Source organism: Rhizobium sp. ERR 1071 (genome assembly GCF_007828675.1).
Taxonomy (GTDB): Bacteria; Pseudomonadota; Alphaproteobacteria; order Rhizobiales; family Rhizobiaceae; genus Rhizobium; species Rhizobium dioscoreae.
Genome location: NZ_VITM01000001.1, coordinates 832174 through 856810 on the forward strand (window position 1 = coordinate 832174; position 24637 = coordinate 856810).

32 protein-coding genes and 1 pseudogene are annotated in these 24637 nt (G+C 59.3%); 13 read left to right on the forward strand and 20 right to left on the reverse strand.

Translation table 11 applies throughout. The features are described 5' to 3' along the window. Positions 1-17: 17 nt before the first annotated feature. From nusG to FBZ99_RS04220, 9 genes are all read right to left on the reverse strand, one after another. The gene (gene nusG, locus FBZ99_RS04180) at positions 18-707 is read right to left on the reverse strand and encodes a transcription termination/antitermination protein NusG (RefSeq protein WP_186450284.1); all 690 of its coding nucleotides are present in this window, start codon (positions 705-707) and stop codon (positions 18-20) included. Beyond that, positions 691-1860 (reverse strand): helix-turn-helix domain-containing protein, encoded by a 1170-nt coding sequence (locus tag FBZ99_RS04185; RefSeq protein ID WP_145631582.1) that lies wholly within the window; start codon positions 1858-1860, stop codon positions 691-693. Before FBZ99_RS04185 ends, nusG begins: the two co-directional genes overlap by 17 nt. Continuing rightward, entirely contained in the window at positions 1857-3878 is a 2022-nt protein-coding gene (locus FBZ99_RS04190; protein ID WP_145631585.1) for a DNA cytosine methyltransferase, read from the reverse strand. Before FBZ99_RS04190 ends, FBZ99_RS04185 begins: the two co-directional genes overlap by 4 nt. After that, complete coding sequence (locus FBZ99_RS04195) at positions 3879-4178, reverse strand: hypothetical protein (RefSeq protein WP_145631588.1); 300 nt, start codon at positions 4176-4178, stop codon at positions 3879-3881. Beyond that, on the reverse strand, positions 4175-5725 hold the full coding sequence (locus FBZ99_RS04200; RefSeq protein ID WP_246661067.1) for an MT-A70 family methyltransferase: 1551 nt from the start codon (positions 5723-5725) through the stop codon (positions 4175-4177). Before FBZ99_RS04200 ends, FBZ99_RS04195 begins: the two co-directional genes overlap by 4 nt. Beyond that, positions 5722-5919 (reverse strand): DUF6525 family protein, encoded by a 198-nt coding sequence (locus tag FBZ99_RS04205; protein WP_145631591.1) that lies wholly within the window; start codon positions 5917-5919, stop codon positions 5722-5724. Before FBZ99_RS04205 ends, FBZ99_RS04200 begins: the two co-directional genes overlap by 4 nt. Next, complete coding sequence (locus FBZ99_RS04210) at positions 5916-6152, reverse strand: hypothetical protein (RefSeq protein WP_145631594.1); 237 nt, start codon at positions 6150-6152, stop codon at positions 5916-5918. The genes FBZ99_RS04205 and FBZ99_RS04210 overlap by 4 nt, the downstream gene beginning before the upstream one ends. Further along, positions 6149-6625: a hypothetical protein gene (locus tag FBZ99_RS04215; protein WP_145631597.1), complete on the reverse strand. Its 477-nt coding sequence runs from the start codon at positions 6623-6625 to the stop codon at positions 6149-6151. The genes FBZ99_RS04210 and FBZ99_RS04215 overlap by 4 nt, the downstream gene beginning before the upstream one ends. A 286-nt stretch (positions 6626-6911) precedes the next feature. Next, positions 6912-7103, reverse strand: coding sequence for a transcriptional regulator (locus tag FBZ99_RS04220; RefSeq protein ID WP_246661068.1), 192 nt, complete (start codon positions 7101-7103; stop codon positions 6912-6914). A gap of 114 nt (positions 7104-7217) precedes the next feature. On the opposite strand from FBZ99_RS04220, the gene FBZ99_RS04225 reads away from it, so the two are divergent. The 8 genes from FBZ99_RS04225 to FBZ99_RS04250 all read left to right on the forward strand — a co-directional run bounded on the left by FBZ99_RS04225 (position 7218) and on the right by FBZ99_RS04250 (position 11602). Beyond that, positions 7218-7922: an XRE family transcriptional regulator gene (locus FBZ99_RS04225; protein WP_145631819.1), complete on the forward strand. Its 705-nt coding sequence runs from the start codon at positions 7218-7220 to the stop codon at positions 7920-7922. A gap of 497 nt (positions 7923-8419) precedes the next feature. After that, positions 8420-8614, forward strand: a complete 195-nt coding sequence (locus tag FBZ99_RS04230) for a hypothetical protein (protein ID WP_145631602.1) — start codon at positions 8420-8422, stop codon at positions 8612-8614. Between the two features lie 75 nt (positions 8615-8689). Then, entirely contained in the window at positions 8690-8818 is a 129-nt protein-coding gene (locus FBZ99_RS33765; RefSeq protein ID WP_281408379.1) for a hypothetical protein, read from the forward strand. An 11-nt stretch (positions 8819-8829) separates the two neighbouring features. Then, entirely contained in the window at positions 8830-9012 is a 183-nt protein-coding gene (locus FBZ99_RS33030; RefSeq protein ID WP_186450285.1) for a hypothetical protein, read from the forward strand. Continuing rightward, positions 9005-10156, forward strand: a complete 1152-nt coding sequence (dnaN, locus tag FBZ99_RS04235) for a DNA polymerase III subunit beta (RefSeq protein ID WP_186450286.1) — start codon at positions 9005-9007, stop codon at positions 10154-10156. Before FBZ99_RS33030 ends, dnaN begins: the two co-directional genes overlap by 8 nt. A 32-nt stretch (positions 10157-10188) precedes the next feature. Continuing rightward, positions 10189-10725 (forward strand): DUF1643 domain-containing protein, encoded by a 537-nt coding sequence (locus FBZ99_RS04240; protein ID WP_246661069.1) that lies wholly within the window; start codon positions 10189-10191, stop codon positions 10723-10725. After that, positions 10725-11270: a hypothetical protein gene (locus FBZ99_RS04245; protein ID WP_145631606.1), complete on the forward strand. Its 546-nt coding sequence runs from the start codon at positions 10725-10727 to the stop codon at positions 11268-11270. Before FBZ99_RS04240 ends, FBZ99_RS04245 begins: the two co-directional genes overlap by 1 nt. Then, positions 11267-11602, forward strand: coding sequence for a hypothetical protein (locus tag FBZ99_RS04250; protein ID WP_145631609.1), 336 nt, complete (start codon positions 11267-11269; stop codon positions 11600-11602). Before FBZ99_RS04245 ends, FBZ99_RS04250 begins: the two co-directional genes overlap by 4 nt. A 138-nt stretch (positions 11603-11740) precedes the next feature. Here FBZ99_RS04250 and FBZ99_RS04255 read toward each other — a convergent pair whose 3' ends face one another. Continuing rightward, the gene (locus FBZ99_RS04255; RefSeq protein ID WP_186450287.1) at positions 11741-12052 is read right to left on the reverse strand and encodes a DUF982 domain-containing protein; all 312 of its coding nucleotides are present in this window, start codon (positions 12050-12052) and stop codon (positions 11741-11743) included. Here FBZ99_RS04255 and FBZ99_RS04260 point away from each other — a divergent pair. The 3 genes and pseudogenes from FBZ99_RS04260 (at position 12051) to FBZ99_RS04270 (ending at position 13757) form a co-directional block, all read left to right on the forward strand. Then, positions 12051-12419 carry an HNH endonuclease signature motif containing protein gene (locus tag FBZ99_RS04260; protein ID WP_145631613.1) on the forward strand — a complete coding sequence of 123 codons (369 nt, stop codon included), beginning with the start codon at positions 12051-12053 and terminating at the stop codon, positions 12417-12419. The two genes, FBZ99_RS04255 and FBZ99_RS04260, sit on opposite strands and share 2 nt — an antisense overlap. A gap of 1 nt (position 12420) precedes the next feature. Further along, positions 12421-12579: pseudogene (locus FBZ99_RS33410) on the forward strand (helix-turn-helix domain-containing protein); the annotation flags it as partial. Positions 12580-12599: 20 nt separating this feature from the next. Then, complete coding sequence (locus tag FBZ99_RS04270; RefSeq protein WP_145631617.1) at positions 12600-13757, forward strand: site-specific integrase; 1158 nt, start codon at positions 12600-12602, stop codon at positions 13755-13757. Positions 13758-13892: 135 nt separating this feature from the next. Here FBZ99_RS04270 and FBZ99_RS04275 read toward each other — a convergent pair whose 3' ends face one another. Further along, the gene (locus FBZ99_RS04275) at positions 13893-14303 is read right to left on the reverse strand and encodes a BA14K family protein (protein WP_113329025.1); all 411 of its coding nucleotides are present in this window, start codon (positions 14301-14303) and stop codon (positions 13893-13895) included. A 174-nt stretch (positions 14304-14477) separates the two neighbouring features. On the opposite strand from FBZ99_RS04275, the gene FBZ99_RS04280 reads away from it, so the two are divergent. Next, positions 14478-14738, forward strand: coding sequence for a hypothetical protein (locus tag FBZ99_RS04280; protein WP_112723085.1), 261 nt, complete (start codon positions 14478-14480; stop codon positions 14736-14738). Between the two features lie 168 nt (positions 14739-14906). Here the strand turns inward: FBZ99_RS04280 and FBZ99_RS04285 are convergent, their stop codons facing one another. The 8 genes from FBZ99_RS04285 to FBZ99_RS33835 all read right to left on the reverse strand — a co-directional run bounded on the left by FBZ99_RS04285 (position 14907) and on the right by FBZ99_RS33835 (position 21417). Continuing rightward, positions 14907-15236, reverse strand: a complete 330-nt coding sequence (locus tag FBZ99_RS04285) for a hypothetical protein (protein ID WP_069616257.1) — start codon at positions 15234-15236, stop codon at positions 14907-14909. A 248-nt stretch (positions 15237-15484) separates the two neighbouring features. Continuing rightward, the gene (locus tag FBZ99_RS04290) at positions 15485-16591 is read right to left on the reverse strand and encodes a porin (RefSeq protein ID WP_113329026.1); all 1107 of its coding nucleotides are present in this window, start codon (positions 16589-16591) and stop codon (positions 15485-15487) included. 341 nt (positions 16592-16932) lie between these two features. Further along, the gene (locus tag FBZ99_RS04295) at positions 16933-17478 is read right to left on the reverse strand and encodes a MerR family transcriptional regulator (RefSeq protein ID WP_069616255.1); all 546 of its coding nucleotides are present in this window, start codon (positions 17476-17478) and stop codon (positions 16933-16935) included. A 229-nt stretch (positions 17479-17707) separates the two neighbouring features. Further along, positions 17708-18046 carry an integration host factor subunit alpha gene (locus FBZ99_RS04300; RefSeq protein WP_069616254.1) on the reverse strand — a complete coding sequence of 113 codons (339 nt, stop codon included), beginning with the start codon at positions 18044-18046 and terminating at the stop codon, positions 17708-17710. A 107-nt stretch (positions 18047-18153) separates the two neighbouring features. Next, positions 18154-19125 (reverse strand): beta-ketoacyl-ACP synthase III, encoded by a 972-nt coding sequence (locus FBZ99_RS04305; RefSeq protein ID WP_113329027.1) that lies wholly within the window; start codon positions 19123-19125, stop codon positions 18154-18156. 19 nt (positions 19126-19144) lie between these two features. Next, a complete protein-coding gene (plsX, locus tag FBZ99_RS04310; RefSeq protein ID WP_113329028.1) occupies positions 19145-20191 on the reverse strand; it encodes a phosphate acyltransferase PlsX in 1047 nt (348 codons plus the stop codon). A 102-nt stretch (positions 20192-20293) separates the two neighbouring features. Further along, a complete protein-coding gene (locus FBZ99_RS04315) occupies positions 20294-20851 on the reverse strand; it encodes a YceD family protein (protein ID WP_095434461.1) in 558 nt (185 codons plus the stop codon). A 2-nt stretch (positions 20852-20853) separates the two neighbouring features. Then, positions 20854-21417 (reverse strand): ubiquinol-cytochrome C chaperone family protein, encoded by a 564-nt coding sequence (locus FBZ99_RS33835; RefSeq protein WP_145631619.1) that lies wholly within the window; start codon positions 21415-21417, stop codon positions 20854-20856. 280 nt (positions 21418-21697) lie between these two features. On the opposite strand from FBZ99_RS33835, the gene FBZ99_RS04325 reads away from it, so the two are divergent. Further along, the gene (locus FBZ99_RS04325; protein WP_069616250.1) at positions 21698-22207 is read left to right on the forward strand and encodes an outer membrane protein assembly factor BamE; all 510 of its coding nucleotides are present in this window, start codon (positions 21698-21700) and stop codon (positions 22205-22207) included. Between the two features lie 79 nt (positions 22208-22286). Here the strand turns inward: FBZ99_RS04325 and FBZ99_RS04330 are convergent, their stop codons facing one another. Next, positions 22287-24425: a sodium-translocating pyrophosphatase gene (locus tag FBZ99_RS04330; RefSeq protein ID WP_113329029.1), complete on the reverse strand. Its 2139-nt coding sequence runs from the start codon at positions 24423-24425 to the stop codon at positions 22287-22289. Positions 24426-24637: the final 212 nt, after the last annotated feature.

Genomic DNA, 24637 nt, shown 5'->3' on the forward strand with positions numbered 1-24637 from the left:
GTTGACGTGATTTGTACTCACAGCTTTTCGAGATTCGCAAGAGGGATATTGAGCTGCCCTGCACGGCCCATGAGTTTATATTCCACGTTGCACCGCTTATCCTTACCCTTCAGCATCTTCACCACTCTCGCCTCAAATCCGGTGAATGGACCCAGCTTGATCAGCACCCTATCACCTGCCTTTATGCTCGCGTTCTTGGCCTCTTGTTCCAGACGTTGGCGTTCTCGCTCTTCCTCTTTCTCCTGCATGACTGCATTGAATTGGCTGATCGATTCATCGGACACTCGATATGGTCGCACCCATCCGCCGACGATATCGGTGACATGCTGAATACCTAGCAAACCGCGAAATGCCTCGTTGGAAGGAACACAGCGAACAAGCACAAATCCGGGTAGCCAGAGCTTACCAGGCAGTGTCCATTCCCTCCCACGGCGCACAACTTTGCGCTCCGGTTCACGCAGCACCAGGCATTCTACCCGCTCATCAGTCAGGGCTTTTTCCACAGATGATTCCCTACCAGTCAGCGCATGCAGGCAGTACCAACCGGCCAGATCAGGGTTTTCATCAGCAACCCGCTTGCTTGCCGCGACGATCTCGCGAATGCGCATGCGATGCAGGCTGATCGCCGTATCCTGCTTGTCGGACGCAAACTTGCGGATCTCGATCGGCAATCCGGAAATGCCGTTACGCTTATGCTGCATCGTCATTGCCCGCCTCGTTGATTGTTGAAATGAAAGTTTCCAAAGCTTCTTCGACGGCCTGGTTGAGGTCGCCTGCATCGTCGTCGACGGGCGGGAACCAGACGTAATCGTGGGGATGCTCGATGAAGGGCCAGCCGTGACGCTCGTGCAGATCAGCCCATGCGGCGAACAGAGCGCTGTCGCTCTTCACCTGACGAAACCCGGAGACAGCGGGCAGCAACGCAAGCGACGTGACGAACGGCTCCTTGCGGCGCGCCAGATCGCGCATGGTGGTCACGAGCGGCCAACCATGCTCAAGACGCTTGCTGTGCGCCAGCGCCTCTCTCGTGGCCCGGCCTGCCGCGATCTCCCTTTCGTCGAATGTGGTGAAGATGAAGCGGCCAGTCGGCTCTCGGGAGAGCGCCGCCAGGCGCGTACCCATCCACAGCTTGCCGCAGACCTTGGCAATGCCGCGCGCTGGCACAGCCACCAGCTCTTCCGGCATGTCGCGCCACATCCTGTGCTTGAGGTAGACCGCCGCTGCCCTGATATCCTCAGCCTTGGCCCATCGCAGATATGCCGGGGTTCGCTCGATGCACTCGGCGCGCTCTTCGTCCGATAGAGCCATCCATGCGTTACGAGCAAACTCGATATCGCCCTTTTTCCAAGTGGCGTACCAGAGCGTGAAGTCCGTCTCGATCTTCTTTCGATCAACCCTAGCCAAACCTCCCTCTTCCGCGCTCGCGCGCCTAGATGGAGGTTCTATTGGAGGTTCTATTACGGTTCGGGTGTCACCGTGACACCCGTCTCTGTCGTCGGTGTCACCCCTCTCCCGCTCATTTGTCACCCCTCTCCCGTGTTCGACGGGTGACACGCTGTCACCCGTCTGGCTCGGGGTATAGGCGAACAGGCGAGCTAAATCGAAGTCGTAAGAGTTGGCGATTCCGGGCCTTCCCGTCGCCTCTTTCACAACCACAAGAATCCCTTCCTTGACGAAATCGGCAAGGATGCGTTGGATGGTGCGCTCAGAGAGTTCCGTCTCTGCCGCAAGGCGCGCCACGCCGGGATAGATGCCGCGACCGTCGTCATCGGCAAAATCGGCAAGGCGAACCGCCAGAAGCTTTCGATTGCAGCCGCCAAGGTTCATCTTGAACAGGCGGCTCATGATCATGATGCTCATGCCGCCATCCTCTCGGCGCGGCAATGGTCCGCATTGGCGGCAGCAAGCGCAGCGGCCACGACAGGCGATACGGAGTTGCCGACGCAGCTCACCTGAACAGACTTCGGAAAAGCCTTCCATATGGCTTCGCCGCCCGCCTCCGGAGCAATCCAGACGCCGTCGATAATGTACTGCGGCGGGAACCCCTGAGCATTGTACAGCTCGCGCGGCGTCAGCATGCGCATGCCGATATCAACCACCACGAAAGTCTCGCTGCCGATGACGATCGTCACGAACTCGCGCTCATCCCAAAAGCCATGAGATCGCAGGAATTCGGCAACCCGACGCGCTCTTGTCACCTGCGCTTCGGTGAACGGCGGTGCGCTGATCGACGCTTCGACGTGGCCGTGACGGTCCTTGGTCGTGATGGTGCGGCAGGGTTGATCTTCCTCGCCGCCGTCGCCGGTCCCGTAATAGGCCTGAAGATATGGGGCAACCAGAAGGGACTTGCCGCCTCCGTCCGCTGTAGTCGTGGCGAGCGGCTTCTCTGCCGCGTGGCCGGTCGATGTCCCGAACTGGCGCGATATGAAGGCGGAAACGACACCTTGTTGTGCCCCGCTTGCCGTCACTGTCGATACCGGTTCGTCCACGCGTCTGCCAGGATTGACGCCGCCGATGCGCCGGCTATCGTTGTTGTGCTGCGCGATGAACGCGGTGGCAACGCATACATCGGCTTTAGCCGTAATCGTGGCTGTAGGTTCATCGCCACTGCGAGGCCTGCTCTGCCCAGCGCGACCACCGCAGCCAACCAAGGTCGGAGCGACCACAGTCAGCCCAGCGCCTCCCGCGGTGATCGTATGCGTCGGTTCATCTGCACCGTTGAACGGCTTGCCCGAATTGCGCATCGTCATCAAGTGCGGGGCCACGATACCGAGCGGCGCGCAGCCACCAGGCCGCTTGATGTAGCCGTTCGCGGTGATGGTGGATAAAGGCTCGCGCAGATCCTGACCGGTCGCGCCGGTATTGAAGCGGATCACTGATGGCGACACGACGGCTTTCTCGCCACGATGTGCCCCTGTGATCGTATTGAACGGCTGCGCTAAGTCCTCGCAGCGCGCCCCGTGTGTCAGGTTCACGATAAACGGTCGTTCCGCATCGAGAACGTACCGCTTCATGCCGCGCGCAACGCGAGCCATGGTGTTATCTGCGAGCGGGCGCACGGCCTTGAGGCCATGCTTTTCCATGATCTCGCTGCTCGAGTCGAAAATCGACGGGCAAGGCAGCGACCAGTCGATGATTTCGGCTGCCGTCCGCCACGGCAGCTTGCGGCCCGCGATCACGTCGCGGTCGTCAGGCGCCCCATGCGTCGGCTTCGGCCAGACCACGGGCTTGCCGTCAAAGCGGATGATGACGAACAACCGCTTGCGGATGGTCGGCGCGCCGTAGTCGCAGGCGCGTAGCTCGCGATGCTCGATGCGCCCGCCAAGCTTGCGGATCTCCCTGCACCACTTGCGGAAGGTTTCGCCCCTGCGTTCCGGATCTGGCATCAACCCGCGATCGGTTTGCACGAGCGGCCCGTAATCCTTGAACTCCTCGACGTTCTCCATGATGATCACGTCGACCTTGCCGCCGCTCTTCTGGATACGCTCGACCCATGCCGGGATGATCCAGCAGAGATCGCGGATATTGCGCTCGACCGGCTTGCCGCCCTTGGCTTTCGAGAAGTGCTTGCAATCGGGCGAGAACCACGCCAGGCCGATATGTCGGCCCCGTAGGTAGTCGAGCGGATCGACCTTGTAGACATTTTCAGACAGATGCAGCGTATCCGGATGATTTGCCGCGTGCAGGGCCAGCGCATCCGCATTGTGGTTGATGGCGATATCGGGAGACCGCCCCAAGGCCATCTCGATACCGGTCGATGCGCCGCCGCCGCCCGCGAAACTATCGACGATCATTGGTGGCAAGCGGCCGCCGTCGCCCTGCATCGTGGCGAAGATCTGCGATGTCGTCGTTTCCCCGAAAAGTATCCCCGCGTACATTCAGGCCCCCAGGTTGCGCGGCGGCAGGCCGCATGCGATTCGGTCGATACGGCCGCGCGCGACCTCGATCCCGATCAGATCGACGGGGCCGCCGTCATCGCGGCGTGGATTGCGAAGAAAGGTCAGCTCGGCTTCGAGGTAGGTGATGCCGGCATGGAATTGGGCGAGCTGCAGGCGACGGCGGATATGGCTTTCGTCGCGCAGCAGCTTCGCCAGTGACGCCCGGATCAGCCAACGGGCGCGCTGCTGGTCGGTTTCTGCATCTTCGAGATTGTCAACGTCAGGGAGGAAGTCTGTCACGCTGCCTCGCCTTCCGGCGCGCCCGCCTGATTGCCCCAAAACTCCCATTTGCCGTTGAGCCGGATATCGCCCGGCTGCAGGCTTTCCTTGCGCTGGAAAAGCTCCAGCTTGCGCATGTCGGGGAAAAGCCGCTCGATCTCTTCCGCGAACCAGACCGGCTTGCGGCTATGCTCGGTCTTTACCTCGCTGTAGAGGCTCTCCGGCTTGGCCGTGTAGAGGTCGATGCCGGGGAAGTTGCCGCGCTTGCAGATGATCAGGTGTTCGGTGCGATCGCGCACCCATCGACCCATGCCGATAGTCACCTTGTCCCATGTGATCATGCTGACATAGGAGAAGCCCCATGCCTTGATGATCCGCAGCGCATCGTTGAGCCGGTTCGTCGTCGTCCAGAAATACAGGATGGCATCCTGCGTGAACGGGCTGCGCTCGCCAGCGCAAAGCGCCATCAGCTCGTCGACCGTCATGGACGGATAAGGCAGCCCCTTGTCCTGCCCGGTCTCGTCGCTCCATGCTTCCTGCTGCCAGGGCACATCGCAATACCCCACAGCGAAAGCGGCACGCGGCAACTCACCCGCCACCCGCTTGCCCTGCTCGGCAATGTGGTTGATGACCGCCGTGCGGATCATGCGGGAATGCTGCAGCCGCCTCGTGCGGTTTTCCTTCGCATCGGCCGCCTTGCGCTTCTCATCCGCAAGCGCGGCCTCGACGTAAAGCACCTGCTTGTCCTGCGGCACCTGCTTCAGGCGGTCGAGAAACGAACCATTGTCGAGGCGGGAACCGCGCAGGCGATGCAGCGCCATGTCCACGATCTTTTCGCCGCGCGAGGCGTCACGCTGAACTGTGCGCTTGTCTTGTCCGGTCGCTTGCGCCGTCGATTCAGCAAACGACAACTTGTCGCTTGCTGCATTCTGGCGGGCGCGCCCACCGGAAACATGCTGCGCCGTCTCCGGATGCTTTTCGAGATAGATTTCCTTGCGCCGGGCGACGAACAGCGCCCGGTCGGCCGCTGTCAGTTCGGCGCGGCAAAGGTTTTCGTCTATCTCCCAAAGCTCCCGGTCGAGATCGTCGAAGGCCTCGTGGAAGCACAGCACCTTTTCCCAACCGAGCTGCCGTGCCGTTTCCAGCCGGTGCAATCCCGCCGAAAGCTTCACGCGCTCGTCGCCCTCCTGCCCCTGAACAGTGATCGGCGTCTTCTGGCCGATTTCGAGGAAGGACGGCTTCAGCGAGTCCACCTTCGCCTGATCAGCAAGGCGCAGGCGGGTGCCGATCTCGATGCTCGCGATATCGCGCCAAACCGCCATCCGTCCCTGCGATGGGTCAGTGGCGGTTTCAACTGCCGGCACTGGCATCGGGCGATGCTTCTTGACCGCAAGTTCGGTCGGATACCAGAGATCGGCATCCTTGCCGTCGCGGCGCAGCATGCCCTTGACATTGAGCTTGATGCAGGTCTTGCGCTCGTTATGGTCGGCGCTGCGGACCCTGCCCTCGCGAATGGCGATATCCATGAGCGCGGCGGCGCGCTCCCTGGCGGTCGTGATGGTGTTCATGGCGCTGCCCTCCGCTCGTAGCGGACAATCCCGCGCAAGATCGTTTCCGGCTTTCTGCCGTTCAGAATGCGCACCGAGATTTCCTCGGGGTCATAGACGAATGCCGCCCCGGCGATCGCTTGCCGGAGCGGCTTGGGGAGTGAGTCGAAAGCCCGCATGGTTTCGGCGGGTGACGGCGTGGCGCGCTGCATCATTCGCACCTCATCAGCCGGTCGAGATAGGATTCGCCCTTTGGTGTCAGCGTCACGAGATCCGCCGCGCTCGGCGTGCGCCGCACATAGCCACCGCGTGCGGCATTGGCCGCGCCGCATCGGTCATCATCACAACGCAGATGGTAAGGACGGCCGTATTGCCGTTGATGGATGCGGACGCGATAGAGCAGCGTCCGCCCCTTGCGGCTGACGCCGGGTTCGGTGACGACAGTCATGGCCGTACCTCCAGTTCGTCGAGTTTTTGGGTGATTTTCGAGGCGGCGCGGATCAGCTCGTGCAGCTTCAGCCGCAATTGCTTGCGCTCCAGGGCGTCGATCCGGCCATCCGCGAAGGCCTGCCGCGTCATCCGCCAAAGGGCGGTCGCTTCATCCATGATCAGGAGCGCATCGGACTCTGAAAGCGGTTCTTCGACTACGATGCACTGTTCCAGCGGCTCAAGCCGGTAGCCGAGAAGCTCGGCCATTCGTGCCGTGATGACCGGCTGTTTCGCCGCCCGGTCGAGATCGAGCGCGACATCGACGGGGATGAACTTCTTTTCGTTCTCCGCATCGGTCGATGCATATTTCGAAAGCTGCGATATGACGACGCGCGTCACGTACTGGAACACCGTCACGCCACCCGCCAATTCATAGGCGACATCAAGAACGCGCTTTAGCGAACAGTATTCGGTCTCGGAAAAACGACGCACGAAGACACCCCCGATCGTGGTCAAGGAAACAAAAAGTCGAAATGATTCCATGCGCGGCGCGCCCTGGCGCCGTACTCAATCCGTCAACAGATCGACGGAGGTCCGCATGCAGGTGACACGCGAAGAAGACAAAGCCCGCAAGGGTGCAGGGAAACACCCCTGCGGGAGGCGGTGCCGGATGAAGGAAAACGGCACAGGGGGAACTGGCCGCGTCGGCTCGGCGGAGCCGGCGCGGTTGATTGGCGGCCACGAAAGCGGTCAAGGTCGCCAGATACGAGGAGGCGCATCATTCTGCAGCCTCCGTCATTTCACCGAACACGTCGGGCCGCAGCTCATGGCGCGAAATGCCCGTCGCCTTTTCGACGGCAAGAACTCGGTCAGCAGGAACGATTTCCCACTGCGCGACCGCTTGCGGCGATATGCCAAGCGGGCGCGCGATATTTGTCCAGCCGCCTGCGGCGTCTCTGGCACGTCTCAAAGCGTCTACTGCTCGTTCTCGCCATCTCATGGTCGCGGATACAAGCATAACTTAAATTTAATTTCAAGGTACTCTTAAATGGATCACTTTAAAGAACGGCTTACAAATGCAAGCATGGCTAAGAAGGCGAAAAATGAGAAAGCCGTCCTCGTGGGAGCGGCAATTCGTGCAGCACGCAAGCAGAAGGGCTTGGTGATGCAGGACATCGCAACGCACCTCGAAGTTGAAGTCGCAGCGGTTGGAAATTGGGAAACCGGCAACAATCTTCCCTCGACGGAAAATCTGTTGAAAACGGCCGACTTTCTCGGCGTCGACTATGCGGCCCTCAATCGGGGAGAGGTCGCGTTCAAAGACAAGGATGCTTCACTCAACGAGGCAGAGATTGTCACAGAAGCCGAGCCACCCCGCATGGGACCAATGGACATCAAGGTTCTCGGTAGTGCGGTTGGCGGGGATGATGGAGACTTTTTTCTCAATGGAGAGGTGGCGGGCTACGCTCGTCGACCACCCGGCCTAGCGCACGTCGCCAATGTCTTTGCCATCCATATCCTGTCGGATAGCATGGTGCCACGGTACGACCCCGGAGAGCTTCTGTATTGCGGCGGACGCGCGCCTGTGCCTGGGGATCACGTTCTTATCGAGATGCTACCGGAAGACGGCGAACGCAACGGAAAAGCCTATGTCAAGAAACTGGTTCGCAGGACAAAGGGCGAGATCATCTGTGAACAATACAATCCCGCCGACACCCTTACCTTCAACGCTTACGCGCTGAAGAACATGTGGCGAATCATCCCGCTGCGCGAGTTGCTGGGTTTTTAGAGGCCACGTAAGCGTCAGCCAATCTCCTTCCCTCCGCCGTGAGGAAAGCAGCCTGCACAACAACGTCCTTGCCATGCAAACCATCCTCTCTGCAGCTTGAGCAGAAAAGGCGACTTGCAACCGCCTCTAGGCGGTCTGTCGGCCTGATTCCAATCCGATAAAGATCGGCGGGACGGCGCCAGCGCGAGTGCCCGCATACCGCGCATTCAATCGAGATCGAGGCGACATCGCTGATCGCCGGGCCTGTCTTGACATTCATCTTTTCACCCTGATGTTCTTTTTATGTTCTCATAATTGATTCTTTTGACGAGCGAGTCCAGCCGAATCTTAATTTCAAGCATTTTCAAGTTACGCTTGAATTACGATTTGAGTTGTGCTTTTCATTGGCTCGTCCGGTGATCTCCTCCTCCCATCCCGGATACCAAAGACCGCCGTCGCTCCCCCTCCTCCCGAGCGACGGCGGCATGGTCTCAGGAGGCTTTTGAGAGGAAAGAACCATGCAGACATCCGCATACAATCCCGTTCGTGTCCGCAACATTGCGCAGGAAATGGCCGAAGCCGCTCGCGAGCGCGGCGAAGGCCTGACAAAGTCCGACTATCTCGGTCTCGGCTTCACCGAAGAGCAGATCAACCGGCACGCACACGATGCGTCGGTGCTCTATGCGCAGTCGCTCAGCCGCGTGGCCGCCTGATCCGGTCCGATTGGGCAACCGCCACGTCTCACCCCTGGCGTCGGCGGTTTCCCAAACGGATGCGAGAGGGCAACCATGAACTATTTCACACCGGCAATTGGCAAGGTCCAGCAGGCGAAGCGCAACGGCTTCGGCGCCGTCTTCCTGATCATTCTACTCAACGACCTGCTGGCCGCAGCGGCAGTCTTTTACGTGTTTGGCTAAGGAGGCTGACGATGCGTGACGTAAGAAGATCTGACATTGAAAAGCTCTATCGCGCCGTCGCTGACGGCGAGCCTCGGCGCGAGATCCTGCAGATGATGCATGATCTCTTTGGACGCGACTATGAGCTGCGCCCTCCGGTCGATGAGATGCGCCTTGCCGACCGCTGCCAGCCGGAGCGCCGCGCCCATGGCTAAGGCTCAAGTCCTCTTCCGCGTCCACCGTAGCCAACTCCTGCCTGCGCTCGATGCAGCATTCGAGGCCGTCGACAAGCGCGCCAAGATCCCACAGCTCGGTAATATCCTTCTTCATCCCGAAGGCGATATGCTCACCCTGCGCGCCACAGATCTCGATATCGAGATCGAGGCCAGCTGCGAGCTGCTTGACATCGCCGAAGATGCGGAGCCGATCACCATCAAGGGCACGGATCTGCGCGACATCGTGCGCAATTTCCCTGAGTCGGCGGAAATCGAGTTCCTGCCGGGCACCTATAATGGCCAGGTCCGTATCCGTTCGGGAAAGTCCAGCTTCTCGATCTTCACACTGCCCGCCAGCGATTTCCCTTCCATGGCCTCCAGCCTCAAGGGTAAGACATTCGAGATCGCCATGCCGGAGGTAACCGCCGCGTTCGGCAAGGTCGCCCATGCCGTTCAGACCAAGGATATCGGCCGTCCATGGATGACCGGCATCCACATGCACCCGATGCAGGATGAGCGCATAGGCTTTGCCGCGCTTGATGGCATCGGCCTTGCCGCCGTGCAGATCCGCACGGAACGGCTGCTGGACTTTCCCGGCATCATCATTCCGCTGAAGACGGCGCAGGCGATCCGCAAGCTCTTCGACGAGGTGAAGGAGCCGGCGCAGATCGAGGTTGCCGATAACCTGATCCGCATCAAGTGCAACGGCGTTTCCCTTCTATCGAAGCTGATCGAAGGCAAGTTTCCGGAACACTATCTGACCGCCGCACCTGAAGACTACGAGCGCGAAGTGTTCGTAACCGTCGCCTCCCTGAAGGCAGCGGTTGCTCGAGTCTGCCTCGTCGCCACGGAAGCCGATAAGGACGGCATCAAGCTCACCCTAGAGCGCGATACGATGCGCGTCGAGCTTACAAGCAAGGAAGGTGAGTCGGCGGTCGATTACGTGCCGATCCAGTATGAGGGCGATACGGGCTTTTCCATCGGCCTCAACAACGAGGCCCTGCGCGGCATCCTCAGCACTATCAGCACACAGGATGCCATCGTCCGTTTCGGCGGCTCGCTGCCGAACGCCGTGTTTCGGCCGTCTGTCGGCGCTGACGAGCTTTACGTGATCTCTCCGATGATGGCGCGAGGTGGTGAGTGATGAGCAACGCGAGATTCCCCTTTGCATCCGCTATGGAAAAGTCAGCGACCATCTCTGAGTGCGGTCGATACCGCTACCTGCTGCTGCGGCATTGGGATGCGTATTGCTATGCGCTGCCTGTTTGCATGCTCAATCCGTCCACGGCGGACGATCAGAATGACGACCCGACAATCCGCGAGCTGATCCACTTTGCCAAGCTCTGGGGATATGGCGGTCTCCACATCGTAAACCTATGCGCATTTCGGGCGTCCCATCCCGCAGACATGCAGGCAGCATCCGATCCGGTCGGACCGGAGAACAACCGGTATCTGCGCGAGGCATTGGACTATGCCCGCTTCCACGACACGCCGATGCTCGCCGCGTGGGGTGATGGCGGCGCGTTCAACGCCCGCGAAACATGGATGTGTTCGAAAGCGGCGCATCACTCGGTCGACCTGGCTTGCCTTGGCATAACCAAAGGCGATCACCCAAAGCATCCGATGTCCAGAGGCAAGAACCGCATACCCCGCGACCAGCAGCCGATCATGTGGCGCAAGGTTCGAGACGCGAGCATGGGCTGGGTTGACTGATGGCGACAGAAGCGGACAAGCGCACCCTTGAAGCCATTCGCACCCGCCACGGCGAGGCAAGCCGTGATTGGTCGCTCGACAGGCGCGGAGAGGAAATTTTCGCGTGCCTCGCACCCGGAACGCAGCCGGTTGCCATCCTGACGATGTCTGCCGACTGCGGTTATGAGGATCGGGAATTCCTGCTGCACGCCCATGCGGATATTGCGTTCCTCCTTCGTCTTCTGGCTGAAGCCTTCAGTGTCATCCGCCGCCGCATGTCATCACCGCCCGACAGAACGGTTGAACGGATGGGTCGGCAGAAAAAGGACCGCAAGCCGGCCGACTATGCCGCCGAGTGCGCGATCAAGTGCGGCGACCGCCTGTTTCGCCGCTTCCTCGTCGAGGAACGCGGCGCGGCTGATGTGACCGACGCCGAACGCGTTGCTGTGTCTATCCGCGAGATCTTGCAGATAGAATCCCGCGCCGAACTGAATTCCGATCCTGCCGCCGCAGCGCGCTGGATCGATCTTCGTGGCGCGTTCGAAGCATGGAGAACCCACGGATGACTACGCAGGAAGAACGCGTTCCATGTCCTTGCACCACATTTGAGCAGGATGAAGATTGCCCAATTGGATACCCATCACTGATCTGCAGCGCATGTCAGGGGACCGGGGTCACCAGCATTGACACCGTAACAGCCCTAGCTGCTGAAATGCTGAAAGTCGCCGAACAGGTGGACGAGCTGGAAGATCCGTTTGCGGCTTGGGAGAGCATCGAACTGCTAAAAAACCACAGCGAGCAACGCCGTAGGCTTGAGGCGACTATCGCTAAGGCGGACCCGCAATACAGAATAATCCACGTGGGCGCACTTGAAGACATTCTGGCAGGTAAGCCATGAAAATTCGCCCCATCTTCGCTTGGTACGACTTGTGGGTTGGTGCGTTCTACGATCGCCAGAAGCGCAGGCTGTATGTTTTCCCGGTGCCATGTCTCGGCTTTTATGTGGAGTGGCCCAATGCAGCTTGATAGAGTGAGGCTACTCGTCGAAGACGTAAATTCCACTCTCGTCCAATGCGTCCAGAAACGCCTTTCGCGCCGCCGAGGGTTTGGTTTTCCCTTCGAGCGCGCCGAGCAGCACCGCCTGCGCGCGGGCGAAGGCTTTACCTCGAATGCTGGACGGCCATTCCTGCAGCATGAATTCCGCCGCTCGCTCGGGGTTCATAATGACAAGTCGCTGGCCGATCTTGCTTGTTTCGACGATCACCGGCTTTCCCCAACCAGACATATCGAAATCCTCCCGCTCATCAACGTTGCTGATGGGCTGTGGTTCCTGCGAGGGAACAGCCATGAGCCGGCGTGACAAGATCCGCGCGCGGATCATGGCGCGTGTTCGTATCGATCTGCAAACGGGCTGCTGGATATGGATCGGACCAACGTCCGGCTCCAGCGGTCGCGGCAAGGGATACCCGCGTATGTCGCTCGATGGGCGCATGGTCGCTACCCATCGCGTCATGTGGACAAATGAGCACGGCTATATCCCCGGCAACAAGGAACTGGACCACGCCTGCCGCAATCGCCTTTGCGTGCGGCCGGATGACGGCCACCTTGAGCTGGTGAGCCATAGCGTCAACATCAAGCGCCAGTGGCAAGCCCGGAAGGCTGCAACGATGATCGGCCACAACGGCGGCCCGGCACTCGTCTGCGAGGAGATTTGAGATGGCTCTCCTAACCCCTGAAGAGGCCGCCCGCCACCTAAGCGTGTCAACCCGCCAGTTGCGAGACTTGACGGATGATGGCCTTTTGCGCTGGATTAACATCGGCCTTGGCAAAAAGAGAGCAACCAGGCGTTACGCCCTCGAAGATCTGAACGAATTTATCTCGGAGCGATCGCAGAAATGTCGGTCTACAAAAGAGCCGGTCAAGAAACCTATTCCTACGACTTCGTCGTACGCGGTCGTCGATTTTCGGGCGATACGGGCGCAACGGAAAAGCGAGCGGCTAAGCGCTTCGAAGACGTCAAGCGAGCCGACGCCAAGGCGCAGATAGCCGAGCAGGCCGCATTCTTTGCTGACAAGATGACGTTCGAAGTCGCCGCCTCCCGTTGGTGGCTCGAAGTTGGGCAGCATCACCAGAATGCAGACACGACCCTCAACAACCTTGAATGGCTGAAAGAGCATATCGGCAACAAGACCGATCTCACCGATATTACGGATTCGATCGTCGCGGGCCTGGTTGCCCGTCGACGAGGCGAGCGGGTGCGGCGGATCATAAAGGGCGGCAAGATCAAGGAAGGGGAACTCGTCGGCCCAGCAACCGTCAACCGAACGTGTACCCAACCGCTGCGCGAGATTATCACGCGTGCCCGCAAGGTATGGAAGGTGAACGTTGCCGAAGTCGACTTCGGGCGGCACATGCTTGCGGAACCGCAGGAGCGCGTCCGAGAAGCGAGCATCGAGGAAGAAGCCGCGATCATCGAGGAGCTGGGCCGGGGATATGATGTCGCCGTACGCTTTGCTTTCCTCACTGGTTGCCGGCGCATGGAAATCCTCGGCCTCGAATGGACGCGCGTCGATTTCTTCAACCGTCAATTCACCGTGATAGGCAAAGGCAAGAAGGCAAGAACGCTGCCCATGTCGCAGGCCATCTATGAGCTTCTGTGGGAAGAGCGGAATTTCCACCAGGTGAAGGTTTTCACATATGTCGCTCAAAAGGCGTCGAAGCGATACAAGCTGGAGCGTGGTAGGCGCTACCCGCTGACTGAATCAGGCCTCAAAAGTGCCATGCGCCGTGCGGTGCCGCGCGCCGGCGTCGAGAACTTCCATTTCCATGATACCCGCCACACCGCGGCGACGCGCGTCCTTCGAAAGTCCAACCTGCGGGTTGCTCAAATTCTTCTCGGACACAGCGACGTGAAGACGACAACGAAGTATGCCCACGCGCTGAATGAGGACATTCGGGCGGCTCTTGAGGCCGCAGGAAGTCCCACGCAAATTCCCACGAACGACGAAGCTGATAAGGATAAGCCGTTGGCAAACAACAGGAAACGGCGCTGAGCCGCTGCGCCCCCCAGTCAAGTGCGCTACCGGGCTGCGCTACGCCCCGACCTGCCGAAACGGCTTGTTTCGTTTAGAGTTTAGCGTTTCCCGACGCAAGCGAAAAGTGTCGGCCTGCTCAGAAAAAGTTGCCGTTCAACGGCACAGCTGCCTCGGTCCGCGGCTCGGCTGATAGGTGTTATCGGAGGCGCGATAAGAGCGGTAGCGGCTTGCGCAGTCACGCGCATGAACGCCGTAATAGCTCTGTGAGCCCTGCCTGTTGAACAGCGTGCCGGTCACAAAGGATTTAAAGAGCACGCCGCTATCCGAATCGTCGTCATAATAGCTGTCCGAGCCATGCAGCCGATGGCCGCTGCCCCAACGATTATGGTGATGATGCCAATGGCCGTGGCCATGACCGTGATCGCGCACCTGGATGATGTCCGACTGTCCGGTTGCAGGCACGGTCAGGGTCGGCATGGTGACGGCATTCGCCGGCATGGCGGCACCGGCCGCCAGCAAAAGACCAAAGCCTGCGGCAGTTATCGATCTCGCAATCGTAAACATATGCGACTCCTTCGAAATCCGGCGGCGCAATCAAGTAAATCTGCATAACAACCTTGCTGCCGAGCACGCCGTCATTATCTGTATATAGTGATTTGGAGCCACACTCATAGATGCCCTTCCGTCTTTATGTGCGACGGATATCGCAAGACGGAAAGTGGGCGGAAAGTCAAAGCAATGAAGCCTTATATAATGACTCTCCTGTTATGTGCACCGCTGCTTTCCTCGTGCAATACGACGGAATCGGTGCAGCCCATCCCGGGCAGCATTACCTATGGCGGCCAGCCGCATATGAAACTGACGAAATCGCCTCCCGGATCGCAATTCCAGCATCACTTCACGAACCAGTGGGGCCAGGATGTTATCGAAACCTATATTGTCCAGCCGGACCGAAGCGTGAAGCTCGTGAACCGCCAGGAAATGAGCCCGCCAGACTAGAGCCGTTTTCTTCGAAACGCGAAAACGCCCATCCACTTGTCTTTCCACATCTCTGGACGGAAAATCGCTGCAGTCTCCTGGAGCCGCTCTGGAGGTTCGTTGGCCTGAAACGAAAACTCCGTCAGCGTGAGCCGACGGAGCGTATTGGAATGCAGATAAAAGCCACGCTTACCAGCAGCGGTAGCACCGACGGTAATAAGGCCGGCCGTAATAGCCGCGGTGATGATGATTATCGCTGACAGCGGCGCCGACGAGAACGCCGCCGATGATGCCGGCGGCGGCCAGGGCAGCAGCCTGGTTTTCAGCCTGTTGCGCCTGAGCGCGATTGGACTGGTAGGTCGCGCCGACGCAGCGGTTATAACGCTGCGTACCTGGGCGGAAACCCTGCGACTGGCAGGTCATTTCCGCATTCATCGCAGATTCCTGCGGTGTCTGACAGCTCGATAGAATGGTTGATATAGCGACAAGGCTCGCCGCCATCGTGGCACGTATGCGCATATTCCCTCCGGCAATTTAGGATACAACCCCGGAAAGCGAAATACAGCCAAAGGTAAGCTTAAGCAAGCCAACCTTATCAAGCATCGCGCGAAAATCCGTCAAGTCGTGGCAAAACTGCACGCAAGGATGGCATCGTGCTTAACGACCGGATAGCAGCATAGCGCAAAATGAAAAGACCCCGTTGAGACGGGGCCCTCATATCCGATTTGCACGCCCGCAGCCCATCAAGACGGCGGGCGTGTTTTCGATCAGAAGTTCCGTTCGAAACGAAGGATGCCGGCGACCGTATCATCTTTGATGTAGTCGTAGTGCACATAGGTGAGTTCCGGCTCGACCAGGAAATCCTTGACCGGATAGATCTTGAGGTTTGTGGTCGCTTCGAACATCTTCGACTCTGTATAGGCGAGCTGCAGGTTCCACTTCAGCTTGTCGTTGACCGGGACGCCGACGCCGCCCCAGAGCGCCCAGTCACCCCAGCCGCATTTGGCGGCATTCACAGTGCCGTTCGATCTCGTGCAGGCCGAGATATCCTGGTTCGTGCCTGCATATTTGTTCAGCTTGTCGCCGTCCGTATTCCAGCCCCCCATCAGGAAGGCTTCCACGCCACCGAATTTGGCGTCGAGACGAGCCTTGATGGCACCCTCTTCGACGATGGAGTCATAACCACCGACAACCTTGATGCCCCAGTTGCCTGCCTTATAGCCGAGGCCGGCCACAACATCGGGAGCATAGTGGTTGGATTTGTCGTCCGTCCACCAGCCTGCACCGTAGGAGGCCTCGCCGTCGGAAGTGGAATTGGAGTCTTCCAGCGAGATCATAGCCGAGAAGCCATTGTCCGGCTCGTATTTATAGGTCAGCTGATTAAGTTCATACGGGCCGTCATAGATCACGTCGTCGTTGATGACATCGCCAGCATAGCCGGCGTAAAGATTGAATTGCGAATCGAGCTTACCCACCGTGAAGCCGGCGAGGCTGATATTGGCAAACAGCAGCTTCGAGGATGTCGCGCCCCCATCGTTCCACTCCCAGCGGAAGATGGTATTGGTCTTCAACGGCCCGTATTCGGTGTCGGTCGCCGTATCGACGTTGAGCTCCACACGCTCATGCCAGAGCGTGCCGACCTTGCTGCGCGGATTATAGGCGTCATACCACTCACCCTCCGTGCGAACCTTTCCGCCGATTTTCAGGCAGGTTTCAGTGCCGGGAATATAGAAATAGCCTGTGCCGTATCCATCGCAGATACGGACATATTCAAGCGGTTCGGGTTCCGCAGCGACGATAGCATCGGCGGCATGGGCGGCGCTCGCCGCGGCGATGGCAGCGGCGGAGCCAAGAAGAAGGCTCTTGATGTTCATGGTGTCTCCATTCGACTATCCGTCAGAGATGGAGTCTCCCGGCAGACAACAGCGTGCCCCTCCATAGCCTGACTGTTCCCCTCAAACAGGGCGAAGCAATAAGCTTCGCCGTCAAACTGAACCCGTGAGCTTGCCCCAGCAAGTTAATAAGGCTGCCGAACTAATTCCTACAACGCAGAAGAGTAGCAGACGTGACAAAAATGTCACATGCCTGTCGCAATGACAAAACGAACGCACCACAGGTAGCCGAAACATGCATCGGACAAGAGAATGCATACACCTGCAACATAATATGCTTTAAACGCAATCCCCAACACGTGCGACCCGGGGCGCGGGCAGTCTTATCGCACCTGATCGAGGAGACGCTTGCATTCCAGAAGATCGTAAAGCGTCTCCTGAAGCAAAGCGCGATCTTCCTTGCCGACGCTCGATTTGCCAATGGAGACGTCAGGCACGCCATCGTCACCGCTGACGAAATTGAAGAAACGGCGGCTGATCGGCGCCTTGGCGCGGCCGACGATCTGGTCTTCGTCGGAATTGGCAGAGGCGACGCGGGGCTCCATGGCGGCAGGCTCCTGGGCCGCCGCAAGCGCCTCCACACTGGCCAGATCACCATGCCCGACAGCGATGACGAACTTGTTGCCGTTGGTCTTCAGAAGCTTCTGAACACCCTTAATCGTATAGCCGTGATCGTAGAGGAGATGGCGGATACCATTCAGCAGGTCGACGTCCTCGGGGCGATAGTAGCGCCGGCCGCCACCCCGCTTCATCGGCTTTATCTGCGGAAACCGGGTCTCCCAGAACCGTAGGACATGCTGCGGCAGATCAAGGTCTTCCGCGACTTCGCTGATCGTGCGAAATGCATCCGGGCTCTTGTCCATCATCATACTCCCACACTGCGCATGCAGCGCCGTTTGGCCGGATCACGCAAAGCGGATGTCGGCATTCGTATCGTTCCATGATACGACTCACCATATTTCAACGGTTTGGCGGTGGAAATTCAAGTCACATCTTCAGCCGCTGCACAGGCTGGCGACAAATCAACACAGAAGATGCACTGGAGCGACCGCACGACAAGGCATGCGGTCGAGCGAAAACAGAAATCATAAGGATGGATCAGGAGGCAGGATTTACCGGCTTGGCCTTCGCCTTGCGGCTCGCATGTGCTTTCAGAATGCGGGTCTTGAGGACGTTCGACGCCTTGAAGGTCATGACACGCCGCGGAGAGATCGGCACTTCCTCGCCGGTTTTCGGATTGCGGCCAATGCGCTCATTCTTGTCACGCACCTGGAATGTCGCAAACGAGGAGAGCTTTACCGTTTCCCCACGCACGATGGCGTTGCAAATTTCATCGATCACAGTCTCGACGAGCTCCGCCGACTCCGTTCTGGAGAGACCGACTTTCCGGAATACCGACTCCGCTAGGTCTGCGCGCGTCACTGTCTTGCCCGTCATAGCTCCCCGCCCATATTGCTGCGTAATCTTCTTCAAGTTTCGCGAGACTATTGCCGTTGCGCCGAACGGTCAAGCTCTTGTTCGGAACGGCTTTTAGAGATGTGGCACTACCAGCGCAGCAGGACCGCGCCCCAGGTGAAGCCGCCACCCATAGCCTCCAGCATCACCAGGTCGCCCTTCTTGATTCGTCCATCACCTGCCGCAACGGCGAGCGCAAGCGGAATTGATGCAGCCGATGTGTTACCATGAAGGTCCACGGTGACCACAACCTTCTCGGGAGCAATTCCGAGCTTCTTGGCGGAACCATCGATGATGCGGCGATTGGCCTGATGCGGCACGAGCCAATCGAGATCGTCGGGCGTGGTGCCCGTTGCATCGAATGCGGCCTGGATGACGTCGGTGATCATGCCGACGGCGTGCTTGAAGACCTCACGGCCCGCCATATGGAGAACGCCGACGGTTCCCGTTGTTGACGGGCCGCCATCGACATAAAGCTTGTCCTTGTGCGAACCGTCGGAGCGCAGGCTTGCCGTCAGCACGCCGCGATCGCTATTGGCGCCACTCCCCTCGCCGGCCTCCAGGATCAGCGCGCCGGCACCGTCCCCAAAGAGAACGCATGTCGTGCGGTCGGTCCAATTGAGGATGCGGGAAAATGTCTCGGCGCCGATGACGAGTACGCGCTTGGCAAGGCCGCCGCGAATATAGGCGTCAGCCGTGGTCACCGCATAGACGAAGCCGGTGCAGACGGCCTGGACATCGAAGGCGAAGCCATGATGCATACCGAGCCTGTTCTGGATATTCACCGCCGTTGCGGGAAAAGTATTGTCCGGCGTCGAGGTGGCAACGATGATCAGATCGAGGTCATCCGGTGTCATCCCGGCATTGGCGAGAGCGGCGCGTGCCGCCTGCTCGCCCAGGGACGCCGTGGTTTCGCCTTCACTGGCGATGTAGCGCTGACGAATGCCCGAGCGTTGGACGATCCAGTCGTCGCTCGTGTCGACGATCTGCTCCATCTCGGCATTGGTCATGACGCGTTTGGGGAGCGCCGCCCCAAAACCGCGGACTATTGAACGGATCATTCTGCGTATACCCCGTCTCTCATGCCGCTTCCGGCCCGATAGGGGGCAGCCGTTTGGCATGATATCTCTTCAAATCGTTTTCGATTTTCTGCGTGAGCCCATTCTTGGCCATATCGTAGCCGACATCGATGGCAGCTGCGAAGGCTTCGACATTCGCACCGCCATGGCTCTTAATGACGATGCCGTTCAGGCCAAGGAAGACGCCGCCATTGACTTTGCTGGGATCGAGCTTTTCGCGCAGCAGGTCGAAGGCGCCCTTGGCAAAGACATAACCGATGCGTGCAAGCAGCGTGCGCGACATGGCGGCGCGCAGATAGGCGCCGATCTGCTTTGCCGTGCCTTCGGCCGCCTTCAGCGCGATATTGCCGGAGAAGCCTTCCGTGACGACGACGTCGACCGTGCCCTTGCCGATATCATCGCCCTCGACGAAACCGGAATATTCAAGCGATTCGAGATTGGCTTCGCGAATGAGGCGGCCGGCGTCCTTGACTTCCTCCTGCCCCTTGATTTCCTCGACGCCGACGTTCAGCAAGCCGACGGTGGGGCGCTCGATCTCGAAGAGCGCGCGTGCCATGGCGCCGCCCATCAGGGCAAAGTCGAGCAATTGCTGGGCATCGGCGCCGATCGTGGCGCCGACATCAAGCACGATGCTTTCGCCACGCAGCGTCGGCCAGATCGCCGCGATTGCCGGGCGTTCGATATTGGCCATGGTGCGGAGGCAAAATTTCGCCATCGCCATCAGCGCGCCGGTATTGCCGGCGGACACGACGACATCAGCATCGCCCGTCTTCACCGCCTCGATCGAGCGCCACATGCTGGAGACGTAGCGGCCGCGGCGAAGCGCCTGGCTCGGCTTTTCATCCATGCTGATGGCAACCTCGCATTCGTGAAAGACCGATTTTTCGCGAAGCTTGGGATATTTGGCGAGGACCGCCTCGCAGCGTTCTTTCTGTCCGTACATGACGAATGTGATATCGGGATGCCTATCCAGCGCCTTGGCCGCGCCGGGAACAACAACCTCAGGGCCGAAGTCGCCACCCATTAGGTCAAGAGAAATTCTGATCACGCGTCCCTAGTCCTTTTTCTTCGCCGCGACGGGCGAATTTGGCGTCAAAATACCGTTTTCTCCCCCGGTTACAACTGAATTGTGCTCGAACGGCACCGGGGCCTATTCCTTTTTCCAGTCTTTCAGAACAGCGAAGGGCGACGGTTTTCTGTCATCTTCGCCCGTGTCTTCAATATGCGCTTCGAATTCGACGCCAGGCTTGCGCGGATAGGGATCAATGGCGAGAGCGGCAAATTCCGCAACGACCGCGCCGGCATCAATCGTGTCACCGGTAAAGGTCTCCGGAAGATCCGGACCATCGGGATCAAGTATCATTTCTCCGGCATCCACAGAGGGCGCACGCGCCAGTTTGGAATCCTCGGGCACGAAGATGTGCTCGAAGTCCTCGTCGATATCAGATTCGACCGGCTCGAGTGTGACAACGCAAGCCTGAACGATCTTTGCCTTCACATTGCCCTTGATGCGCACGCCGTCGCGCTTCCAGCGAGAAATCTTGAGGTCGGCTTCGAGCTTGCCGACCGAGAGAACATCCCAGAGAGCAGCGAGCCCGGCCAGTTCGCGATCGTCAGCCTCGAGGTGCACATCCACCGGATTGGCGGAGATATGCCCCACCTTCACCGGATAGGAGAACGGCGTTTCATCGGAGTCGTGTCTTTTCATTTTTATCTCCTAACGGCCCGTTGGCCGACTTTATCTGGCACTGGCAGCGTCGCCGAGCCCGTAGCGATCTGATTTTCGGTTATGGTCGCCAAGTGCGCTTCTGCGATCATCATCCAATCGGCCAGCGAACGCATGGATGCCGCATTTTCATTCGCCTTGGGATAGATGTTGCGCTGTAGCGCCGCGGCAAGCGCGGTGCGATCATCGCTATCCATGGCACCCGCATAGCTTTCGAGCCGTCCATAAAACATGCCGGCCAGCTTCTTCATGCGCTTCGGCACGCTGTTGTCGCCTATACCGAGCTCGCGGATCGAATAATCGATATCCTCGAAGAAGGCATCCACGATTTCCTGCGCCAGTTCCTGGCCGCTTGTTGCCGAAGACCGCGTACGGCGAAAGAACAGGATCATCATGACAGACAGCAATTCGAAGCGCCCCATCACCGTATCAGGCACCTCGTAGTCCGTATAGAAAACCGGCTGCCGCGCCATGGATGTCAGGATCTCATACTGCCTGACCACGATGATCTGATTGTGATTTCTTTTACGGAAGAGCCCAAAAATCATGAAAATTCCCGGAATTGGCTCCCTCAGAGCGCGCCGTTTTTGCTTGGCCTTGTTGCATCCACGCAAAAGCTGGTTTACCGAAGCAAGCGCGAATTGCAATGCCGTTTGTGCCCGCTTCGAGGCTCCAGCCCTTACCGTCGTCACGTTGTGCATGATCGGTGACGAAGAGTGCCGAACAACATGATTGTGCCTTTTGCCATCGCGGAAAGGCCACAATGATGTGCACAGCAAGGTCATATCGGCCGTCCGGCCATCGGATTGATTCATTAGGGGAGATGAGATGTCGTTGACCAGACGGTATTTCAAGTCTGACATTACTTTCAGCAGCGCTGCCGCCATCGCCCTGGTGATTGCGACCATGGGCCTTTCGGGATGCAAGACCAGTGAGGTCATGAACAACGGCTACATCTTCGACCCGCAGTCGCTGGCGCTCGCGCCGGTCGGTTCGAGCCGCGAACAGGTCCTGCTGTCGCTCGGCACGCCTTCCACCACCGCAACCTTCGATGGCGAGGTCTTCTACTACATCTCCCAGAAGCGTACGCGCGCCGTCGCCTTCATGAAGCCGAAGCTGGTCGACCAGAACATTCTGGCGATCTATTTCGACAAGGACGGCGTGGTGAAGCAGGAAGCCAACTACACGCTGAAGGACGGCAAGGTCTTCGACATGATCAGCCGCACGACCCCGACCGGTGGTCGCGACATCACCTTCCTGCAGCAGATCCTCCAGGGCAGCGGCAGCGGCGTCAACGGCGCAAGGAACTTCCTCAACAACCTTAACCCGGGCCAATAAGATCGGGACGGTATCTCAACGAAAAACCCGCGGGGCGCTGCGCCCCGCGGGTTTTCTTTTTGCGTTCGGTCTGCTTCGCTTAGCCGGCGAGAATCGCAAGTAACAGCAGGGCGACGATATTGGTGATCTTGATCGCCGGATTGACGGCCGGACCCGCCGTATCCTTGTAGGGATCGCCGACGGTGTCGCCCGTCACCGATGCCTTGTGAGCTTCCGAGCCCTTCATGTGGCGCGTGCCGTCCTTGTCGACGAAACCGTCCTCGAAGCTCTTCTTGGCGTTATCCCAGGCGCCGCCGCCCGACGTCATCGAGATGGCGACGAAGAGGCCGTTGATGATCACGCCGAGCAGCGAGGCGCCGAGAGCGGCAAAGGCAGAGGCCTTGGAGCCGGACAGCAGCAGGACGCCGAAATAGACGACGACAGGCGCCAGAACCGGCAGCAGCGACGGGATGATCATTTCCCGAATGGCAGCCTTGGTCAACAAATCGACGGCGCGGCCATAGTCGGGACGCTCCGTGCCCTGCATGATGCCGGGCTTTTCACGAAACTGCCGGCGCACCTCTTCCACGATCGAACCGGCGGCACGACCGACGGCCGTCATGGCGATACCGCCGAAGAGATAGGGGATCAGACCGCCGAACAGCAGGCCGGCAACGACGTAGGGGTTTGAAAGCTCGAACGAAATCGTGCCTACATTGGCGAAATACGGGAACTTGTCGCCGTGCGCCGCGAAATATTGCAGGTCGTTCGAATAGGCGGCAAACAGCACGAGCGCACCGAGACCGGCCGAACCGATGGCATAACCCTTGGTGACGGCCTTGGTGGTGTTGCCGACCGCGTCCAGCGCATCGGTGGATTTGCGCACTTCCGGCGGAAGATGCGACATTTCCGCGATGCCGCCGGCATTGTCCGTCACCGGACCGAAGGCATCGAGCGCGACAATCATGCCGGCAAGGCCGAGCATGGCGGTAACAGCAATACCCGTGCCGAACAGGCCGCCGAGCTGGTAGGTGGCAATGATGCCGCCGACGATGACGATCGCCGGCAATGCCGTCGATTCCAGCGAGACGGCAAGGCCCTGAATGACGTTGGTGCCGTGACCGGTAACCGACGCCTGGGCGATGGAATTGACCGGCCGCTTGTTGGTGCCGGTGTAGTATTCGGTGATGACAACGATCAGCGCCGTGACGATGAGACCGACGATACCGCAGGTGAAGAGCTTCGTGCCGGTGATGTCGAAGCCGCCAACGGTGCCGATCGAACCCCAGCCTATGGTGAGCGAGGTGGCTGCGGCCAGACCGACGATCGACAGCACGCCGGTCGCGATGAGGCCCTTATAAAGAGCGCCCATGATCGAACCATTGACACCGAGCTTGACGAAGAAGGTACCGATGATCGAGGTGATGATGCAGGCGCCGCAGATCGCCAGCGGATAGACCATGGCAGAACCGAGGATCGGGGAGCCGGCGAAGAAAATGGCGGCCAGAACCATCGTGGCGACGACGGACACCGCATAAGTTTCGAACAGGTCGGCTGCCATGCCGGCGCAATCGCCGACATTGTCGCCGACATTGTCGGCGATCGTGGCGGGATTGCGCGGATCGTCTTCCGGGATGCCGGCCTCGACCTTGCCGACGAGGTCGCCGCCGACATCGGCCCCCTTGGTGAAGATACCGCCGCCAAGACGGGCGAAGATCGAAATCAGCGAGGCGCCAAAACCAAGGGCGACAAGCGCATCGATCACGTCACGCGAACCCGCTTCGTGACCGAGGATGCCGGTAAGCACATAGAAGTAGATGGAGACGCCGAGCAGGGCGAGACCTGCAACCAGCATGCCGGTGATGGCACCGGACTTGAACGCAATGTCGAGGCCTGCAGACAGGCTCTGCGACGAGGCTTGCGCGGTACGAACATTGGCGCGCACGGAGACATGCATGCCGATGAAACCTGCGGCGCCTGAGAGGATTGCGCCGATCAGGAAGCCGAAAGCGGCTTCGGCCGACAAGAGGAGCCAGGCCGCGATGAAAACAATGATCCCGACGATGGCGATGGTTCTATATTGGCGCGCCAGATAGGCTTGCGCTCCTTCACGAATATACCCGGCAATCTCCTGCATGCGGGCATTGCCCTGATCGGCAGCGAGCACCGACCGGGTTGCCCATACGGCATAGATGACCGAGAGCAGTCCGCATGCGATCACTCCTAAAAGAATCGACATTTCGCTTTTTCCCTCCAAAAAAGCCGGCGGTTTACTCCTCCCCCGGCCGCCTGCGACAACGATCGGTCCCCTCCTCCAGGAGATCGGCTGATGTGCAGTTGCGAGATTGATGGCGGGAAAACGTCGCGTCAAGACCGTCCGCAGGTAAAACACCCGCAGGAGGTTCAAAAGAATATTCGAAGATGAAATCAGGCGCGAACGAAGAAAACGAA

Coding starts and splice junctions, on each gene's coding strand:
- nusG (WP_186450284.1), bottom strand. CDS start 707: ATGACGATGCAGCATAAGCGTAACGGCATTTCCGGATTGCCGATCGAG.
- FBZ99_RS04185 (WP_145631582.1), bottom strand. CDS start 1,860: ATGAGCATCATGATCATGAGCCGCCTGTTCAAGATGAACCTTGGCGGC.
- FBZ99_RS04190 (WP_145631585.1), bottom strand. CDS start 3,878: ATGTACGCGGGGATACTTTTCGGGGAAACGACGACATCGCAGATCTTC.
- FBZ99_RS04200 (WP_246661067.1), bottom strand. CDS start 5,725: ATGAACACCATCACGACCGCCAGGGAGCGCGCCGCCGCGCTCATGGAT.
- FBZ99_RS04205 (WP_145631591.1), bottom strand. CDS start 5,919: ATGATGCAGCGCGCCACGCCGTCACCCGCCGAAACCATGCGGGCTTTC.
- FBZ99_RS04210 (WP_145631594.1), bottom strand. CDS start 6,152: ATGACTGTCGTCACCGAACCCGGCGTCAGCCGCAAGGGGCGGACGCTG.
- FBZ99_RS04225 (WP_145631819.1), top strand. CDS start 7,218: ATGGCTAAGAAGGCGAAAAATGAGAAAGCCGTCCTCGTGGGAGCGGCA.
- FBZ99_RS04230 (WP_145631602.1), top strand. CDS start 8,420: ATGCAGACATCCGCATACAATCCCGTTCGTGTCCGCAACATTGCGCAG.
- FBZ99_RS33765 (WP_281408379.1), top strand. CDS start 8,690: ATGAACTATTTCACACCGGCAATTGGCAAGGTCCAGCAGGCGAAGCGC.
- FBZ99_RS33030 (WP_186450285.1), top strand. CDS start 8,830: ATGCGTGACGTAAGAAGATCTGACATTGAAAAGCTCTATCGCGCCGTC.
- dnaN (WP_186450286.1), top strand. CDS start 9,005: ATGGCTAAGGCTCAAGTCCTCTTCCGCGTCCACCGTAGCCAACTCCTG.
- FBZ99_RS04240 (WP_246661069.1), top strand. CDS start 10,189: ATGGAAAAGTCAGCGACCATCTCTGAGTGCGGTCGATACCGCTACCTG.
- FBZ99_RS04245 (WP_145631606.1), top strand. CDS start 10,725: ATGGCGACAGAAGCGGACAAGCGCACCCTTGAAGCCATTCGCACCCGC.
- FBZ99_RS04250 (WP_145631609.1), top strand. CDS start 11,267: ATGACTACGCAGGAAGAACGCGTTCCATGTCCTTGCACCACATTTGAG.
- FBZ99_RS04260 (WP_145631613.1), top strand. CDS start 12,051: ATGAGCCGGCGTGACAAGATCCGCGCGCGGATCATGGCGCGTGTTCGT.
- FBZ99_RS04255 (WP_186450287.1), bottom strand. CDS start 12,052: ATGGCTGTTCCCTCGCAGGAACCACAGCCCATCAGCAACGTTGATGAG.
- FBZ99_RS04270 (WP_145631617.1), top strand. CDS start 12,600: ATGTCGGTCTACAAAAGAGCCGGTCAAGAAACCTATTCCTACGACTTC.
- FBZ99_RS04275 (WP_113329025.1), bottom strand. CDS start 14,303: ATGTTTACGATTGCGAGATCGATAACTGCCGCAGGCTTTGGTCTTTTG.
- FBZ99_RS04280 (WP_112723085.1), top strand. CDS start 14,478: ATGAAGCCTTATATAATGACTCTCCTGTTATGTGCACCGCTGCTTTCC.
- FBZ99_RS04285 (WP_069616257.1), bottom strand. CDS start 15,236: ATGCGCATACGTGCCACGATGGCGGCGAGCCTTGTCGCTATATCAACC.
- FBZ99_RS04290 (WP_113329026.1), bottom strand. CDS start 16,591: ATGAACATCAAGAGCCTTCTTCTTGGCTCCGCCGCTGCCATCGCCGCG.
- FBZ99_RS04295 (WP_069616255.1), bottom strand. CDS start 17,478: ATGATGATGGACAAGAGCCCGGATGCATTTCGCACGATCAGCGAAGTC.
- FBZ99_RS04300 (WP_069616254.1), bottom strand. CDS start 18,046: ATGACGGGCAAGACAGTGACGCGCGCAGACCTAGCGGAGTCGGTATTC.
- FBZ99_RS04305 (WP_113329027.1), bottom strand. CDS start 19,125: ATGATCCGTTCAATAGTCCGCGGTTTTGGGGCGGCGCTCCCCAAACGC.
- FBZ99_RS04315 (WP_095434461.1), bottom strand. CDS start 20,851: ATGAAAAGACACGACTCCGATGAAACGCCGTTCTCCTATCCGGTGAAG.
- FBZ99_RS33835 (WP_145631619.1), bottom strand. CDS start 21,417: ATGATTTTTGGGCTCTTCCGTAAAAGAAATCACAATCAGATCATCGTG.
- FBZ99_RS04325 (WP_069616250.1), top strand. CDS start 21,698: ATGTCGTTGACCAGACGGTATTTCAAGTCTGACATTACTTTCAGCAGC.
- FBZ99_RS04330 (WP_113329029.1), bottom strand. CDS start 24,425: ATGTCGATTCTTTTAGGAGTGATCGCATGCGGACTGCTCTCGGTCATC.